The 16,883-nt window shown below is 66.5% G+C and carries 18 protein-coding genes; 17 read left to right on the forward strand and 1 reads right to left on the reverse strand.

Annotated features, from left to right (window positions below; genetic code table 11):
* Positions 1–183: 183 nt before the first annotated feature.
* Genes ilvA through AC097O_RS02475 form a run of 3 tightly spaced genes read left to right on the forward strand, consistent with a single transcriptional unit; the run spans position 184 to position 3,142 of the window.
* Positions 184–1,770 (forward strand): threonine ammonia-lyase, biosynthetic, encoded by a 1,587-nt coding sequence (ilvA, locus tag AC097O_RS02465; RefSeq protein WP_479591301.1) that lies wholly within the window; start codon positions 184–186, stop codon positions 1,768–1,770.
* Positions 1,770–2,567 (forward strand): adenosylcobinamide-GDP ribazoletransferase, encoded by a 798-nt coding sequence (locus AC097O_RS02470; RefSeq protein WP_479591302.1) that lies wholly within the window; start codon positions 1,770–1,772, stop codon positions 2,565–2,567. Before ilvA ends, AC097O_RS02470 begins: the two co-directional genes overlap by 1 nt.
* A complete protein-coding gene (locus AC097O_RS02475) occupies positions 2,564–3,142 on the forward strand; it encodes a histidine phosphatase family protein (protein WP_479591303.1) in 579 nt (192 codons plus the stop codon). Before AC097O_RS02470 ends, AC097O_RS02475 begins: the two co-directional genes overlap by 4 nt.
* Here AC097O_RS02475 and AC097O_RS02480 read toward each other — a convergent pair.
* Positions 3,087–3,542 carry a type II secretion system protein N gene (locus tag AC097O_RS02480; RefSeq protein WP_479591304.1) on the reverse strand — a complete coding sequence of 152 codons (456 nt, stop codon included), beginning with the start codon at positions 3,540–3,542 and terminating at the stop codon, positions 3,087–3,089. The two genes, AC097O_RS02475 and AC097O_RS02480, sit on opposite strands and share 56 nt — an antisense overlap.
* A gap of 22 nt (positions 3,543–3,564) precedes the next feature.
* On the opposite strand from AC097O_RS02480, the gene gspG reads away from it, so the two are divergent.
* From gspG to AC097O_RS02550, 14 genes are all read left to right on the forward strand, one after another.
* Positions 3,565–4,005 carry a type II secretion system major pseudopilin GspG gene (gspG, locus tag AC097O_RS02485; RefSeq protein ID WP_479591305.1) on the forward strand — a complete coding sequence of 147 codons (441 nt, stop codon included), beginning with the start codon at positions 3,565–3,567 and terminating at the stop codon, positions 4,003–4,005.
* On the forward strand, positions 3,980–4,438 hold the full coding sequence (locus AC097O_RS02490) for a prepilin-type N-terminal cleavage/methylation domain-containing protein (RefSeq protein ID WP_479591306.1): 459 nt from the start codon (positions 3,980–3,982) through the stop codon (positions 4,436–4,438). Before gspG ends, AC097O_RS02490 begins: the two co-directional genes overlap by 26 nt.
* Entirely contained in the window at positions 4,435–4,788 is a 354-nt protein-coding gene (gene gspI / locus AC097O_RS02495; RefSeq protein ID WP_479591307.1) for a type II secretion system minor pseudopilin GspI, read from the forward strand. The genes AC097O_RS02490 and gspI overlap by 4 nt, the downstream gene beginning before the upstream one ends.
* The gene (locus AC097O_RS02500; protein ID WP_479591308.1) at positions 4,788–5,453 is read left to right on the forward strand and encodes a PulJ/GspJ family protein; all 666 of its coding nucleotides are present in this window, start codon (positions 4,788–4,790) and stop codon (positions 5,451–5,453) included. The genes gspI and AC097O_RS02500 overlap by 1 nt, the downstream gene beginning before the upstream one ends.
* Entirely contained in the window at positions 5,450–6,490 is a 1,041-nt protein-coding gene (gene gspK / locus AC097O_RS02505; RefSeq protein WP_479591309.1) for a type II secretion system minor pseudopilin GspK, read from the forward strand. Before AC097O_RS02500 ends, gspK begins: the two co-directional genes overlap by 4 nt.
* Positions 6,491–6,535: 45 nt before the next feature.
* Complete coding sequence (gene gspL, locus AC097O_RS02510; protein WP_479591310.1) at positions 6,536–7,762, forward strand: type II secretion system protein GspL; 1,227 nt, start codon at positions 6,536–6,538, stop codon at positions 7,760–7,762.
* Positions 7,759–8,265, forward strand: a complete 507-nt coding sequence (gene gspM / locus AC097O_RS02515) for a type II secretion system protein GspM (RefSeq protein ID WP_479591311.1) — start codon at positions 7,759–7,761, stop codon at positions 8,263–8,265. Before gspL ends, gspM begins: the two co-directional genes overlap by 4 nt.
* Complete coding sequence (gene gspN / locus AC097O_RS02520) at positions 8,262–9,068, forward strand: type II secretion system protein N (RefSeq protein WP_479591312.1); 807 nt, start codon at positions 8,262–8,264, stop codon at positions 9,066–9,068. Before gspM ends, gspN begins: the two co-directional genes overlap by 4 nt.
* 4 nt (positions 9,069–9,072) lie before the next feature.
* Entirely contained in the window at positions 9,073–11,256 is a 2,184-nt protein-coding gene (gene gspD, locus AC097O_RS02525) for a type II secretion system secretin GspD (protein WP_479591313.1), read from the forward strand.
* A gap of 13 nt (positions 11,257–11,269) precedes the next feature.
* Positions 11,270–12,658, forward strand: a complete 1,389-nt coding sequence (locus tag AC097O_RS02530; protein ID WP_479591314.1) for a GspE/PulE family protein — start codon at positions 11,270–11,272, stop codon at positions 12,656–12,658.
* Positions 12,659–12,740: 82 nt separating this feature from the next.
* On the forward strand, positions 12,741–12,893 hold the full coding sequence (locus tag AC097O_RS02535; RefSeq protein ID WP_479591315.1) for a hypothetical protein: 153 nt from the start codon (positions 12,741–12,743) through the stop codon (positions 12,891–12,893).
* A 6-nt stretch (positions 12,894–12,899) separates the two neighbouring features.
* A complete protein-coding gene (gene gspF, locus AC097O_RS02540; RefSeq protein WP_479591316.1) occupies positions 12,900–14,126 on the forward strand; it encodes a type II secretion system inner membrane protein GspF in 1,227 nt (408 codons plus the stop codon).
* Between the two features lie 2 nt (positions 14,127–14,128).
* Positions 14,129–15,031, forward strand: coding sequence for a 5'-nucleotidase (locus tag AC097O_RS02545; RefSeq protein WP_479591317.1), 903 nt, complete (start codon positions 14,129–14,131; stop codon positions 15,029–15,031).
* 62 nt (positions 15,032–15,093) lie between these two features.
* A complete protein-coding gene (locus AC097O_RS02550) occupies positions 15,094–16,857 on the forward strand; it encodes an ABC transporter ATP-binding protein/permease (RefSeq protein WP_479591318.1) in 1,764 nt (587 codons plus the stop codon).
* The last annotated feature ends 26 nt before the right edge of the window (positions 16,858–16,883 follow it).

Genomic DNA, 16,883 nt, shown 5'->3' on the forward strand with positions numbered 1-16,883 from the left:
ACATCACTAAGGGAAAACGATTACAATCAACCCATCGTAGCAAAGTTACTTTGTTACCCCGGTTGTCTCCTCCACCCTCTGAAAAGGTGGATTTAAGCCCCGAGTCGCAAGACTCGGGGCTTTTTTTATGCCTTTTCAGAACGGTTTTGGCTGCCCCTTATCATCCAAGACCCAGGAGGATTAATGACAACCGCACCCGCCAAAGCTGTAAAAGCCCCCAAGCCGCTCACCCCCGCCGACTATCTGAAAAAGATTCTGACTGCCCGCGTCTACGACGTGGCGATTGAAACTGCGCTGGAACCCGCCCGCAACTTGAGCCAGCGCTTGAACAACACCGTGCTGCTCAAGCGCGAAGACACCCAGCCGGTGTTCAGCTTCAAGCTGCGCGGCGCGTACAACAAGATGGCGCACCTGTCCCCGGCGCAGCTCAAGAAAGGCGTGATTTGCGCCTCGGCCGGCAACCACGCCCAGGGCGTGGCCATGAGCGCCCGCAAGCTGGGTGCCCGCGCCGTGATCGTGATGCCCACCACCACGCCCCAGCTCAAGGTGGACGCGGTGGCGGCACTGGGCGGCGAAGTGGTGCTGTTTGGCGACAGCTATACCGACGCCTACAACCATTCGCTGCAACTGCAGAAAAAGCAGGGCCTGACCTTTGTCCACCCCTTTGACGACCCGGACGTGATCGCGGGCCAGGGCACGATTGCCATGGAAATCCTGCGCCAGCTGCAAAGCCTGGGCTCGCAGAAGCTGGATGCGGTGTTTGTCGCCATTGGCGGCGGTGGCCTGATCTCGGGCGTGGCCAACTACATCAAGGCGGTGCGGCCCGAGATCAAGGTGATCGGCGTGCAGACCGAGGATTCGGACGCGATGCTGCAGTCCGTCAAGGCCAAAAAGCGCGTCACCCTGGCCGACGTGGGCCTGTTTGCCGACGGCACCGCCGTGAAGCTGGTGGGCGAAGAAACCTTCCGCGTGGCGCGCGGCCTGGTAGACGACTACATCACGGTGGATACCGATGCAGTGTGCGCCGCCATCAAGGACGTGTTTGTCGACACCCGCAGCATCGTCGAGCCCTCGGGCGCGATGGCGGTGGCGGCCATGAAGCAGTACGTGGCCAAGCACAAAACCAAGGGCGAAACCTACGCCGCCATCCTGTGCGGTGCGAATATGAACTTCGACCGCCTGCGCTTCGTGGCCGAGCGGGCCGAGGTGGGCGAGGAGCGCGAAGCCCTGTTTGCCGTGACCGTGCCCGAAGAGCGCGGCAGCTTCAAAAAGTTTTGCGGCGTGATTGCCGAGCTGCCCGGCGGCCCGCGCAATGTGACCGAGTTCAGCTACCGCATCAACGACGCGGCCAAGGCCCATGTGTTTGTGGGCCTGACCACCCAGGCGAAGGGCGAGTCGGCCAAGATCGCCGCCAACTTCAGCAAGCAGGGCTTCAAGGCGCTGGACCTGACCCACGACGAGCTAGCCAAGGAGCACATCCGCCACATGGTCGGCGGCCACTCCACCCTGGCCAAGGACGAGCGCCTGCTGCGTTTCATCTTCCCCGAGCGGCCCGGTGCACTGCTGAAGTTTCTGACCCTGTTGCGCCCGGGCTGGAACATCAGCCTGTTCCACTACCGCAACCAGGGCGCGGACTATGGCCGCATTCTGGTCGGCATCCAGGTGCCCAAGGCAGACGACAAAGCCTTTGCCAAGTTCCTGGACGCGCTGGACTACCCGTGCATTGAAGAAACGCTGAACCCGGTGTACCGCCTCTTCCTGCAAAGCTAGTGGATTCCGTCCGCCACTACCTGCTGGCCGTCCAGTTCTTCACCCGCATCCCGGTGACCGGGCGGCTGGCGGCCTGGGTAGGCTACAGCCCAGCGATGCTGCGCGCCAGTGCGGCGCACTTTCCCGGCGTGGGCTGGCTGGTGGCGCTGGTGGCCTGCGCGGTGGCGGCCCTCAGCGGCACGCTGCTGCACGGACAGGTGGGCAGTGCCCTGGTGACGGCGGTGCTGTGCACCATCGCCACCGTGCTGCTCACCGGCGGCTTCCACGAAGACGGCCTGGCCGACGTGGCCGATGGCCTGGGCGGCTTTGTTCCGCGCGAGCGCGCGCTGGACATCATGAAGGATTCGCGCGTCGGCGCATACGGCGCGATGGCGCTGGTGCTGGCGCTGAGCGCCAAGATCGCCCTGCTGGCGCTGCTGGACGCGAGCAGCGGCACGGCCTTGCTGGCGGCGCTGGTGGGCGGCCATGTGTGGTCGCGCTTTTGCCCGCTGGTGCTGGTGCGCCTGCTGCCGCACGTGGGCGACACCGCCACGTCCAAGAGCAAGCCCCTGGCCGACCAGATCAGCCGCGGTGCGCTGGGCGTGGCATTTTTATGGTGTTTTATGCCGTTTGTGCTGGTGGTATGGGCGCAAAAAGCTCCTTTTTTAATAGCAGGCATATTGGCCAGCCTGCTGGCATTGGCCTGGATGGGGCGGATGTTCCAGCGGCGGCTGCAGGGTTTTACCGGCGACTGCCTGGGTGCCACGCAGCAGGTCTGTGAGATTGCGTTCTACCTGGGCGCGGCCATCGCTTTATGACGCTCTGGCTGGTCCGGCACGCCCAGCCGCTGGTAGAGCCGGGCATTTGCTACGGCGCGCTGGATGTGGCGGCGGACAGGCTGGCCACGCAAGCCGCAGCAGAAAAACTAGCTGCAGCACTGCCACCGGGGCTGATCGTCATCAGCTCGCCGCTACAAAGATGTGAGCTGCTCACGCTTAATCTATCAGCGCTGAGGCCCGATTTGACCCCTATTTTCGACCCCCGCCTGCGCGAGATGGATTTTGGCGACTGGGAAGGCCAGCGCTGGGATGCCATCGGCCAGCCCGCGCTCAAGGCCTGGACGGATGATTTCGCCCGGCACCGGCCCGGCGGCGGGGAATCGGTACAGATGTTCATGCAGCGGGTGGCCGCGGCCTGGGATGCGGTGGGCACCCAGCCCACGCTATGGATTAGCCACGCCGGGGTGGCACGGGCCTGCGGCTTGCTGGCAGCAGGCACACGCACCCTTGACCGGGCCGACCAGTGGCCGCATGCGGCCCCCGGCTACGGCGAGTGGCTTACTTTCGAACCGGCAACTCCAGCGCAAACGCCGCCGGGCCCTCCAGCCGCGTAGCCAGCTCGGCCCGGCGCGGGCCCACAGATTGCAACAGCAGGTTACCGTCCACCACGCTGCCCACCCGGAACGGCTTGGGCGGCTTGCCATCCACCGAAATCAGTGCCGCGCCACCACGGCCCCGGCCCGCCACCACGCCTGACAGTGCAAACCGGGTCGAAGGATTGACCAGGGGCTCGGAGCCAATGTCCTGCGGCACGGCACCCAGCACGCGGGCCACGGCTGCCGTGTCGAGGGGTAAGGGCATCTGTGTGGACACTGCCGTCTGCGGACCGGCGGCATCGGCCGTGGACTTCAGCCCCCAGTACGCCGCACTGGCCAGCGCCAAAGCCCAGACCGCAAAAGTCACCAGCCGGGGGGCCCAGCGGGATGTAAGGGAATCGGATGAGTTCAGTAACATGGATTGATTATCATCGCTGCCCATGACACACCACAGACTCTCGCCCCGCCGCTTTTTGCACCGCGGCTTTACCCTGATCGAACTGATGGTGGTGCTGGTCATCATCGGCGTGCTGGCCGCGCTGATCGTGCCCAATGTGCTGGAGCGTGCCGACGACGCGCGCGGCACCGCCGCCAAGACCGACGTAAACAACCTCATGCAGGCCCTGAAGCTGTACCGGCTGGACAACCAGCGCTACCCCAGCGCCGAACAAGGCCTGCAGGCCCTGGTGGCCAAGCCCAGCACCAATCCCGTGCCGCCCAACTGGAAGCCCTACGTGGAAAAGCTGCCCAACGACCCCTGGAGCCGCCCCTACCAGTACCTGAACCCCGGCGTGCAAGGCGAGATCGACGTGATGTCCTTCGGTGCCGACGGCCAGCCCGGCGGCGAAGGCAAAAATGCCGACATCGGTAGTTGGCAATAGCCCTTTGACCTCCGCTCAAAAGGGCTTCACCCTGCTGGAGCTGCTGGTAGTCGTCGCCATCATTGCCATTGCCAGCGCAGGCGTGGCCTTTGCCCTGCGCGACAACAGCCAGACCCTATTGGAGCGCGACGCGGCGCGGCTGGCCGCCTTGTTTGAGTCGGCCCGGGCCCAGTCGCGGGCCACCGGGGTGCCAGTACGCTGGCGGCCCACGCCCGAGGGCTTTGTATTTGACGGCCTGCCCGCCAAGGCCCTGCCCAACCGCTGGCTGGGCAATGACACCGTGGCGCGCGACACCGCCCCCATGCTGCTCGGCCCCGAGCCGGTGATTGGCCGCCAGGCCATCGTGCTGCAGTCCATCAGCCAACCCAGCCAGGCCTTGCGCGTCGCCACCGACGGTGCGCGGCCATTCACGGTACAACCCGTCACCCCATGAAGGCACGCGGCTTTACCCTGATCGAAGTGCTGGTGGCCCTGGCCATCGTGTCGATCGCGCTGATCGCCGGGCTGCAGGCCACCCAGGCGCTGACCACCAATGCCACCCGCCAGACCGATGTGCTGCTGGCCCACCTGTGCGCCGAAAACCAGCTCATCGCCATGCGCCTGTCGGCCCAGATGCCCAGCGTGGGCGACAGCACCCAGCAGTGCGAACAGGCGAGCCGCGTATACGAGGTGCGCCTGAACGTGCGGCCTACGGCCAACCCCAGCTTTCGGATCGTGGATGCGCAGGTGTTTGACGGCAGCTCGCCCATCCTGCGCCTGTCCACCATCGTGGGGCGGTTTTAATGCAGGGCCAACGTGGCTTCACCCTGGTCGAGCTGCTCGTCGCGCTGATGGTGATGGCGCTGCTGGCGGTGCTGAGCTGGCGTGGGCTGGACGGCATGACCCGCGCGCAAAGCCAGACCCAGCAGCGCGCCGACGAGGTACTGACCCTGCAAGCCGGGCTGGGCCAGTGGACGGCCGACCTGGATGCCCTGCTGGAGTTGCCCAACGCGTCGGCCCTGGACTGGGACGGGCGCGGCCTGCGGCTCACCCGGCGCAGCAGCGACCCACAGGTCACGGGCCCCCTGGTGGTGGCCTGGACGCGGCGCAGCGTGGACGGCACCGAGCAGTGGCTGCGCTGGCAATCGCCCCCGGTGCACAGCCGCACCGAGCTGGAAAAAGCCTGGAGCAACGCGGCCCTATGGGCGCAAAACCCCGGCGAGGAGGCCCGGCGCGCCGAGGTCGCCCTCACCCCGCTGGCCGACTGGCGCATCTTCTACTACCGCGATGGGGCCTGGAGCAACCCGCTGTCCAGTGCGGCCCCCACCGCGGCCACGGTGGGCGTGGCCACCGACACCAGCATCCCCGACGGCGTGCGCCTGGTGCTGACCCTGCCGCCCGGCCAGGCCCTGGCCGGGGTGATCACCCACGACTGGAATAAACCCACGCTGGGTGGCGGCAAGTCATGAAGCCCGGCCATTTAGTTAAAAAATCGGCAGTCTACGCTTATTCCATAAGCACAAGCAGCTCTTATTTACATAGCAAACATCCCCAGCGCGGTGCCGCCCTGCTGATGGCCATGCTGACGGTCACCCTGGTCGCCACCCTGGCCGCGGCTTCGCTGTGGCAGCAGTGGCGCAGCGTGGAGATCGAGGCGGCGGAGCGCCAGCGCGTGCAGTCTGGCTGGATGCTGACCGGCGCGCTCGACTTTGCCCGGCTGATCCTGCGCGAAGACGCACGCTCTGGCGGGGCCGACCACCTGGGCGAGCCCTGGGCCTTGCCGCTGCAGGAATCCCGCCTGTCCACCTTTTTGGCCGCCGACCGCAACAACACCGGCGGCATGGACAGCGACGAACAACTGGACGCATTTTTGTCGGGCGAGATCACCGACATGCAGTCGCGCCTGAACATCAACAACCTGGTGCAGGACAGCAAGATCTCCGAAGTCTCGCTGGCCGCCTTTGGCCGCCTGTTTGAGCTGCTGAACCTGCCGCCACTGGAGCTCACCCTGCTCAGCACCCAGTTGCAGCTGGCCAAGGACACCCGCAATGCCCGCAACACCGAGGCCACCGTGCCGCTGATGCCGCGCAGCGCGGCGCAACTGGGCTGGCTGGGCCTGTCGCCCGCCACCGTGGCCGCGCTGCAGCCGTTTGTCACCGTGCTGCCGGCGCCCACCCCCGTCAACCTGAACACCGCCAGCGCCGAGGTGCTGGTGGCCAGCGTGCCCAAGCTCAGCATGGCCGATGCCCAGAAGCTGGTGGCCGCACGGACCCGCAAGTTCTTTGGCAACCCCGCCGATGCCAGCGACATCCTGAAACAGCCCACCATCGTCTTCACCGCCAGCGAACACAGCACCTTGACTAACTATTTCGAAGTGCTGGGCCGCCTGCGCCTGGGCCCCACCACCGTACTACAACGCTCGCTGGTACACCGCGACGGCATCAATGTGCGCACCCTGTGGCGCGAACCTGCCGTGGCCGATCCGGCTGGACGCGCCACGCCCTGACATGCACATGCCACTCCCTACAATGGCCGACCCCTTACGCCTCCTATGAGCACCCTGATCGTCCTCCTTCCCCTAGAGCCTGCCACCGGCATGTTCGACTACGTGCTCACTGCCGACGGCCGCAGCGCGGGCGGCCACGACCGCGCGCCCACCGCCCTGCTGCCGCGCAGCACCGAGCTGGTGGCCGTGGTGCCCGCGCAGGCCTTGTCCTGGCACCAGGTCAGCCTGCCCAAAGGCAGCCTGAAGCAAGGCAGCCTGGGCGGGGCCATCGACTCGCCCCGGCTGCGTGCGGTGCTCGACGGCCTGCTGGAAGATCGCCTGCTGGAAGAACCCGCCGAGCTGCACTTTGCCTTGCAGCCCGATGCGCCCGCCGACGGCCCGGTGTGGGTGGCCGCCTGCAACCGCGCCTGGCTGCGCGCCGCGCTGGCCGTACTGGAAGCCGCCAAGCGCCCGGTGGCCCGCATCGTGCCCGAATGCGCCCCCGACGGCCTGCGCCTGCAGGTGCTGGGCACGCCTGAGCAGCCGCAACTCTTGAGCACCAGCCCCCAAGGGGTCAGCCTGCTGCCCCTGAGCGCCGCCACCCTGGCCATGGCCCAGGCCCATCACACCGAGGTGCTGGAGCTGGTGGCCGAACCCGCCGTGGCCGCGCTGGCCGAGCAACTGGCGCAGCGCCCGGTGGCCCTGCAGCAAGCCTCGGACCGCTGGCTGGCCTCGGCCCGCGGGCGCTGGGACCTGGCGCAGTTCGACCTGAGCAACTCCACCCGCAGCCGCGCCTGGAAAGGCCTGGCCGCACAGGCCACCGTGTGGCTGCAGGCACCGCAATGGCGCGCCGCCCGCTGGGGCCTGGCCCTGCTGCTGCTGGCCCAGATCGTCGGCCTGAACGCCTGGGCCTGGAAGGAAAGCAGCAGCCTGCAAGCCAAACGCGATGCCCTGCGCTCCACGCTGACGCAAACCTTCCCCGGCGTGAAAGTGGTGGTCGATGCACCGGTGCAAATGGCCCGTGAAATGGCGCTGCTGCGCCAGACCGCCGGGGCCACCTCGGCCCGCGACCTGGAGGCCATGCTCAGCGTGCTGGGCAGCAGCCTGCCGCCGCCGCAAACCGCCACGGCGCTGGAATTTGCTGCCGGTGAGGCCCGCATCAAAGGCTTGTCTACCAGCAGTGACCCCGGCATCGCCCAGAACCTGCGCAGCATGGGCTACAGCCTGCGCGCCGAGGGCAACCTGACCATCGTGCAACCCGCTGCGCCCATGGCTACCGGAGTCGCACCATGAAGCTGCCTGCATCCATCCGCCCCCATTGGGAGACCTTGGCCCCGCGTGAACGCCGTGGCGTGCAGGCCGCGCTGGCCCTGGTGGCCCTGGCCTTGTTGTGGTGGGTAGGCATAGGCCCGGCCCTGCGCACCCTGCATGCCGCCGATGCCCAGCACCGCAGCCTGGACGCGCAACTGCAAAGCATGCGCAGCCTGCAGGCCGAAGCCCAGGCGCTGCAAGCCCAGCCCAAGCTCAGCTTTGACGATGCCCTGAAGGCGGTGGAGCTGGCCGTGAAGTCCGAGCTGGGTGGCAGCGGCCAGATCAACGTGACCGGCGAGCGCGTCACCGTCAGCCTGAAAAACGCCCCGGCCGACGCGCTGGCCCGCTGGTTGGCCCAGGTGCGCATCAACGCCCGCGCCCTGCCCACCGAAGCCCGGCTGGTGCGCGCCCCGGCGCAGCCCAGCGGCGTGCCCGTCGCCAGCTGGGACGGCTCGCTGGTGCTGACCCTGCCCAGCAATCGATGACCCGCCGCTCGTCCACAAAATCGGCCATCACGGTGGCCCACACCCCCTGGCGCTGGGCCTGGGCCGGTGGCCTGCTGGGCCTGGCCCTGGCCGTACTGCTGTGCGCCCCGGCGCGCTGGCTGGCCGCCGCGGTGGCCGAGGCCAGCCAGGGCCAGGTGCAACTGGCCGATCCGCGCGGCACGGTGTGGGACGGCTCGGCCCAGCTGGTGCTGGCCGGGGGCGAAGGCAGCCGGGACCGCACCGCCCTGCCCGAGCGCCTGCGCTGGCAGATCCGCCCGGCCCTGGATGGGCTGCGGACCCAGCTCCAGGTCGACTGCTGCATGGCCCAGCCCCTGCAAGTGCACGCCCAACCGCACTGGGGCGGCGCGCAACTCACGCTGACCGACAGCCAATCGCACTGGCCCGCGCCCCTGCTGGCCGGACTGGGCGCGCCCTGGAACACGCTGCAGCCCGAGGGCACGCTGGCCCTGAGCACCCAGGGCCTGGCCATGGACTGGAACGCGGGCCGCATGGTGCTGACCGGGCAGGCGCGGCTGGAGGCCATCGACATGGCTTCGCGCCTGTCCACCCTGAAACCCATGGGCAGCTACCGCCTCACGCTCACCGGCGGCAGCCCCAGTACCGTGCAACTCGAAACCCTGGGCGGCAGCCTGCAGCTCATTGGCAGCGGCCAGTGGGTGGGCGCACGGCTGCGCTTTGAAGGCACGGCCACCGCCGCCCCCGACCGGGTGGATGCCTTGTCCAATCTTCTCAATATCATCGGGCGGCGCGACGGCGCGCGTGCCACCATCAAAGTAGGTTGACCCCATGCCCATGCACTCCCCCTCCCGCATTCCGTTTGCTATGCAAACAATAGCTGCTTGCGCTCTATTGGTAAGCGCTGGAGCCCTATTTCCTTTAAATGTGCAGGCCCAGGCACCGGCGGCAGCCCCCAAGCGCGGCGAGCCGGTCACGCTGAACTTTGCCAACGCCGAGATCGAGTCTGTGGCCCGCACCATGGCGGTGATCACCGGGCGCAACGTGGTGGTGGACCCGCGCGTCAAGGGCACCATGACGCTGAGCACCGAAAACGCGGTCTCACCCGCCGTGGCCTACAACCAGTTCCTGTCGGCGCTGCGCCTGCAGGGCTTTACCGTGGTGCAGTCGGCCGGGCTGGACAAGGTGGTGCCCGAGGCCGATGCCAAGCTGCAGCCCGGCCCGGTCACGCTGGGTGACAACAACGCCGTGGTGGGCAGCCAGATCGTTACCCAGATCTTCAAGCTCAACTACGAGAACGCTGCCAACCTGGTGCCGGTGCTGCGCCCGCTGATCAGCCCCAACAACACCATCAACCTGAACCCCGGCAACAATTCGCTGGTCATCACCGACTACGCCGACAACCTGCGCCGCATTGGCCGCATCATCGCGGCGATGGACGTGTCCAACGCCACCGACGTAGAGATCATTCCGCTGCGCCACGCGGTGGCAGGCGACCTGGTGCCGCTGCTGAGCAAACTGGTCGAATCTGGCAGCACCGGCGGCGGTGCCGTGGCCCCCGGGCAAAGCGACAGCTCGTTCAAAACCACCATGCTGGCCGAGCCGCGCAGCAACGCCATCATCTTGCGCGCCGCCAACCCGGCCCGGGTCTCGCTGGTCAAGTCGCTGATCGCCAAGCTGGACCAGCCCACCATGAACGGCGTGAACGGCGACGCGGGCAACATCTACGTGGTGTATCTGAAGAACGCCGATGCCACCAAGCTGGCCACCACCTTGCGTGCGGCCATGAGCGGCGAGGCCCGGAGCAGCACCGGCAGTTCCGGCGGCAGCAGCTCGGGCAGCACCTCCAACCCGCTCAGCGGCCTGAACCCGACCAGCAGCGCGGCATCCAGCAGCAGCGCGACCAGCAGCGCCAACACCGGCGCTCTCAGCGGCACCACCAGCAACCAGCCCTCTACCGGCGGCCAGATCCAGGCCGACCCCAGCACCAATTCGCTGATCATCACCGCGCCCGAGCCGCAGTACCGCCAGTTGCGCGCCGTCATCGACAAGCTCGATGGCCGCCGCGCCCAGGTGCTGGTGGAGAGCCTGATCGTGGAAGTCAACAGCGACAAATCGGCCGAGTTCGGCATCCAGTGGCAGGGCGTGCTGGGCAATGTGGGCCTGGGCACCAACTTCGGCAGTGGCACCAGCAACCTGGCCACGCTGGCCGCCAGCATTGCCACCGGCACCGTCACCACCCTTAGCAGCGGCCTGAACCTGGGCGTGGCCAGCAAGGTGGGCGGCACCTATGTGCTGGGCGCATTGGCCCGGCTGATGGACAAGACCGGCACGGGCAATGTCTTGTCCACCCCCAATTTGCTGACGCTGGACAACGAAGAGGCCAAGATCGTCATCGGCCAGAACGTGCCCTTTGTCACCGGCACTTACACCAGCACCAGCTCCACCACCACGGCCAACCCGTTCCAGACCATCGAGCGCAAAGACGTGGGCCTGACCCTGCGCGTGCGCCCGCAAATTAATGAGAACGGCACGGTGAAGATGGCCATCTACCAGGAAGTCTCCAGCGTGGACCCGTCCACCAAGACCAACAGCAACGGCCCCACCACCAACAAGCGCTCCATCGAGTCCAATGTGCTGGTCGAAGACGGCTCCATCGTGGTGCTGGGCGGCCTGCTGCAGGATACCTACGGGGGCGGTGTGGAGAAAGTGCCCCTGCTGGGCGACGTGCCCTACCTGGGCAACTTCTTCAAGAGCGAAAACCGCAGCCGTGTGAAGACCAATCTGATGGTGTTTTTGCGCCCCATCGTGGTCCGCGATGCCGACACCAGCGACACCCTGGCCTCGGACCGCTACGACATGATGCGCGTGCAGCAGCAAGGCATGAAGCCGACACCGCACCCCATGCTGTCCGCCGTGCCCACGGCCAATGAATTGCCCGAACTGGCGACCACCGAGCGCAAGGCCAGCGTGCCCAAGCCGTTGACCACACTGCCCACCGACGCAACTCCTTGATCCCCGCCTGACCATGCGCCACCCCCTGCCCTACGCCTTCGCCCGCACCCAGCAAATGCTGCTGGAGGACAACCTGGGCGACTTCACCCTGTGGCTGCACCCGGCCAGCGCGCCCTCTGCTTTGAGCGAGGTGATGCGCAAATACCCCGTGCGCCAGATCGAAACCCTGGCCCTGGATGCCCTGCTGCAGCGCATCAGCGCCGCCTACGCGCAGGGCGAGTCCAGCGCCGCGTCGGTGGTCAGCGAGGTCGAGAGCGATGCCGACCTGTCGCGCATGATGCAAGAGCTGCCCGCGGTGGAGGATTTGCTGGAGATGAGCGACGACGCACCCATCATCCGCATGCTCAACGCCCTGCTGACCCAGGCCGCCCGCGACGGTGCCAGCGACATCCACATCGAACCCTACGAGCGCCATTCCAGCGTGCGCTTTCGGGTAGATGGCACGTTGCGCGAGGTGGTGCAACCCAACCGCGCCCTGCACGCCGCGCTGATCTCGCGCCTGAAGATCATGGCCGACCTGGACATTTCTGAGAAACGCCTGCCGCAGGATGGCCGCATCAGCCTGCGCATCGGCACCCGGGCCGTGGACGTGCGCGTCAGCACCCTGCCCAGCGCCCATGGCGAGCGCGCCGTGCTGCGTCTGCTGGACAAAAGCGGGGCCAAGCTGACACTGGAGGCGGTGGGTATGCAGGGCGAGGTGCTGGGCCAGCTGCAGAACCTGATCAACCAGCCGCACGGCATCATTTTGGTGACCGGCCCCACCGGCTCCGGCAAAACCACCACCCTGTACGCCGCCCTGAGCCGCCTGGATGCCAGCAGCAGCAACATCATGACGGTGGAAGACCCGATCGAATACGAGCTGCCCGGCGTGGGCCAGACCCAGGTCAACGCCAAGATCGACCTGACCTTCGCCAAGGCCTTGCGCGCCATCCTGCGCCAAGACCCCGACGTGATCATGATCGGCGAAATCCGCGACTTCGAGACCGCGCAGATCGCCATCCAGGCCTCCCTCACCGGCCACCTGGTGCTGGCCACCCTGCACACCAACGATGCCGCCAGCGCGGTCAACCGGCTGATCGACATGGGCGTGGAGCCGTTTCTTTTGAGTTCTACGTTGCTCGGCGTGCTGGCCCAGCGCCTGGTGCGCAAGCTGTGCCCCGTGTGCCAAGGCAAAAACTGCGAAGCCTGCAACCACACCGGCTACCAGGGCCGCACCGGCATCTTCGAGCTGCTGGTCACCAACGATGCCATCCAGGCCCAAATCCACAACCGCGCCAGCGAGGCCGACATCCGCACCGCCGCCCGCACCGCAGGAATGGCCCTGATGCGCGAAGACGGCGAACGCCTGGTGCAGACCGGCATCACCTCGCGTGAAGAGTTGCTGCGTGTGACGCGGGACTGATATGGCCTGCCACAACCCCTTGTCGTCCGCGCCCCCACCCCAACCCTCCCCCGAGGGGGGAGGGAGTGAACCAGGAGCCCGCATGGCCCCCTCCCCCACCGGGGGAGGGTTGGGGTGGGGGCCGGATGCCCTGACCCAAATTCTGAGCATGGGCGAACAGCAGATTACCCAAGGCCGCACCCTCCCTGCCACCCAAGCCGTCGCCCACATCCGCCAGCGCATTCTGCAAAGCTAAATCCCCATGCCCGCCTATTCCTTCGAAGCCCTCGACAGCCAGGGCCAGACCCGCAAGGGCGTGATGGAGGCCGACACGGCCAAGGCCGCGCGCGGCCTGCTGCGCGCGCAGGCGCTGGTGCCGCTGGCGGTGGAGCCGGTGAACGCCAGCGGTAGCCAGAGTGGCAAGGGCCTGCGCACCAACTTGTTTGAAAGCCGGGTCTTCAACTCCACCGGGCTGGCGATCTGGACCCGGCAGGTGGCGGGGCTGGTATCTAGCGGCCTGCCGCTGGAGCGGGCCCTCACCGCGCTGACCGACGAGGCCGAAGACGAGCGCCAGCGTAACCTGCTGGCCTCACTGCGCGCCGAGGTGAACGCGGGTGCCAGCTTTGCCAAGGCCCTGGGCCAGCACCCGCGCGAGTTCTCGGGCATTTACGTGGCGGTGATCGGCGCGGGCGAGCAAAGCGGCAGCCTGGGCCTGGTGCTGGAGCGCCTGGCCGACGACCTGGAAGAGCGCCAGGCGCTGCAGTCCAAGCTGATTGGCGCGGCACTCTACCCGGCCATCGTCACCCTGGTGGCGATTGCCATCGTACTGTTTCTGGTGGGCTATGTGGTGCCGCAAGTGGCGAATGTGTTTGCCGGGAGCAAGCGCGCCCTGCCTTTCCTGACGGTGGCCATGCTGGCCATCAGCGACGTGGTGCGCAACTACGGTTGGGCCATGCTGATTGCTATTATTGTGCTAGCTATCAGCGCCCGTGCTGCCTACGCTAACGCCTTACTACGCCAAAAAATAGATGCCGCCTTCTTGAAACTGCCGCTGCTGGGCCCGCTGGCCCGGGGCTACAACGCCGCGCGGTTTTCCGGCACGCTGGCGATGCTGGCCTCGGCGGGTGTGCCGATTTTGAAAGCCCTGCAGGCGGCGGCCGAAACCCTGAACAACACCGCCATGCGCGCCGATGCGCTGGATGCCCTGGTGCTGGTGCGCGAAGGCGCGCCGCTGGCCTCGGCCCTGGCGCAGAAGAAGCGCTTCCCCGGCCTGCTGGCCATGTTTGCCCGGCTGGGCGAGCAAACCGGCCAGTTGCCGGTGATGCTGCAACGCGCCGCCGTGCAGCTCAGCACCGAGGTGCAGCGCCGCGCCATGGCCCTGGCCACCATCCTGGAGCCGCTGCTGATCGTGGCCATGGGCCTGGTGGTGATGCTGATCGTCCTCGCAGTGCTCATGCCCATCATCCAACTCAACCAATTCGCGAAATAGCCATGCCCATCTCTCTCGACGACAAACTGGTGGTGGCGATTTCCTCGCGCGCCCTGTTCAACCTCGAAGAAGAAAACCGCCTCTTCGATGCGGGCGACGACAAGGCCTACATGCAGTTGCAGTTCGACCGGCTGGACGTGCCCGCCAAACCGGGCGTGGCGTTTTCGCTGGTCAAGAAGCTGCTGGCCTTCAACGACGACGGCATCCGCCGGGTCGAGGTGGTGATCCTGTCGCGCAACGACCCGGTCAGCGGTATGCGCATATTTCGCTCCAGCAAGGCGGGCGGTCTGCAACTGGAGCGGGGCGTATTCACCCAGGGTCGCGCACCCTTTGGCTACCTGCGGGCCCTAGGCGCGCACCTGTTTTTATCGGCCAACGAGAAGGATGTGCGTGACGCGCTGGCGGCGGGCTTTCCGGCGGCCCGGGTGCTGACCGAATCGACCCAGGCGGGCCACAACTACCCCGACGAAGTGCGCATTGCCTTCGACGGCGATGCCGTACTGTTCAGCGACGAGGCCGAGCGGATCTACCAGAGCCACGGGCTGGATGCCTTCCAACGCCATGAGACCGACAAAGCCACCATGCCCTTGCCCGACGGCCCGTTCAAACCGCTGCTGGTGGCGCTGAACCGGCTGCAGCAGGCCAACAACCCCCACATGCGCATCCGCACCGCCCTGGTCACCGCCCGCAGCGCCCCGGCGCACGAGCGCGCCATCCTGACGCTGATGGACTGGCACATCGCCGTGGACGAGGCCATGTTCCTCGGCGGTCTGCCCAAGGGCGAGTTTCTGCGCGAATTCGAACCCGACTTCTTCTTCGACGACCAGACCGGCCACGTCAACTCCGCCGCCCGCCACGTGCCTGCCGGGCATGTGAACAGCGGCGTGTCTAATCCTTCCACGTAGACCGGCGAACTAAATCGCCCCCTGCAGGTCCATCCGCCCTGCTTCCCCACCAAAAAGACCCCATGCGCCTTGCCAACCTGAAAGCCCAGACCGCCCAAGTCTGGAAGCTGTCGATCCCGTACTTCCAGTCCGAAGACAAATGGAAGGCCCGCGCCATGCTCGCCGCCATCGTGGCGCTGAACCTGCTGGGGGTCTACCTGCTGGTGCTGCTGAACGAGTGGAACCAGGTGTTTTACGACGCGCTGCAGAACAAGAACGCGGAGGTGTTCTGGCAGCAGCTGGGGCGTTTTACCTACATCGCCTTTGCGCTGATCATTCTGGCGGTGTACAAGTTCTACATCACCCAGCTGCTGGAAATGCGCTGGCGCGCCTGGATGACCACGCACTACCTGGCGCGCTGGCTGTCCAACCAGGCCTTCTACAAAATGGAGCTGGCCCGCTTCGCCAAGGCCAACCCAGAGGCCGGGCCGGACAACCCCGACCAGCGTATCCAGGAAGACCTGAACCAGTTCACCAGCCTGACCATCGGCCTGAGCATGGGCGTGCTGAACGCGGTGGTCACCCTGGTCAGCTTTGTCGGCATTTTGTGGAAGCTGTCGGGCGAATTCTCGTTCCACCTGGGCGGCAGCGAATACTTTGTGCCCGGCTTCATGGTCTGGATGGCGGTGCTGTACTGCCTGGCGGGCAGCATCATCACCTTCTACATTGGCCGCCCGCAGATCAAGCTCAACTTCCAGCAGCAGCGCGTAGAGGCCGACTTTCGCCACCACATGGTGCGGGTGCGCGAATACAGCGAGTCGATTGCGCTGGACCACGGCGAAAAGGTCGAGCGCGCCCACCTGGACACGCGCTTCGGGGCCGTGCTGGCCAACTACCTCAAGCTGTTAAAGGCCCAAAAGCGGCTGATCTGGTTCAACAGCTTCTTTGGCCAGGCGGCGGTGGTGTTCCCGTTCATCGTGGCAGCGCCGCGCTTTTTCAGCGGGGCCTTCCAGCTGGGCACGCTGATCCAGATCTCGTCCGCCTTTGGCCGGGTGCAGGACTCGTTGAGCTGGTTTGTCGACAACTACAGCAGCCTGGCCACCTGGCGCGCCACCACCGACCGCCTGACCTCATTTGAGGAACAAATTCAGGCCCTGGCGCTTATTCCATCAGCGCAAGAAGCTACAAAAACCGTAGCAGACGACACCCTGGAAGCCCGCGACCTGACGCTGCGCCTGCCAGACGGCAGCGTGCTGCTGGACGGTGTCAACCTGCAGGCCCAGCCCGGCGACCACATTTTGCTCAGCGGCCCCTCGGGCAGCGGCAAATCCACGCTGTTCAGGGCGTTTGCCGATATCTGGCCGTTCAGCAGCGGACAGATCGCGCTGCCCGCCGACGCGATGTTCATCCCCCAGCGCCCCTACTTCCCCGACGGCACGCTGCGCAGCGCCCTGGCCTACCCCACGGCCGCCAGCGGCTACAGCGACACCGACCTGCGCCAGGCCCTGGTAGACGCGCTGCTGCCCCACCTGGCCGACCAACTGGACCAGGAAGCCGCCTGGGGCCAGAAGCTGTCGGGTGGCGAACAGCAGCGGCTGGCGGTGGCCCGGGTGCTGCTGCGAAAGCCACGTTGGATTTTTGCCGACGAAGCCACCAGCGCGCTGGATGGCCCCGCCGAGAATTTACTCTATAAACGGCTGCTGGAGCAGGTGGAATCGGCACAAGGAGCTATTATTTCTATAGCACATCGACCGGGTGTGGCGGCCTTCCATTCCAAGCGCTGGACGCTGGAGCCGCTGCCCGCAGGGAGCGCGGCACGCTTCCAGATTGCGCAGACCGCGGTATAAAAAAAGCCGCTCAATGAGCGGCTTTT

The organism is Rhodoferax sp. LS1P39 (genome assembly GCF_056521425.1).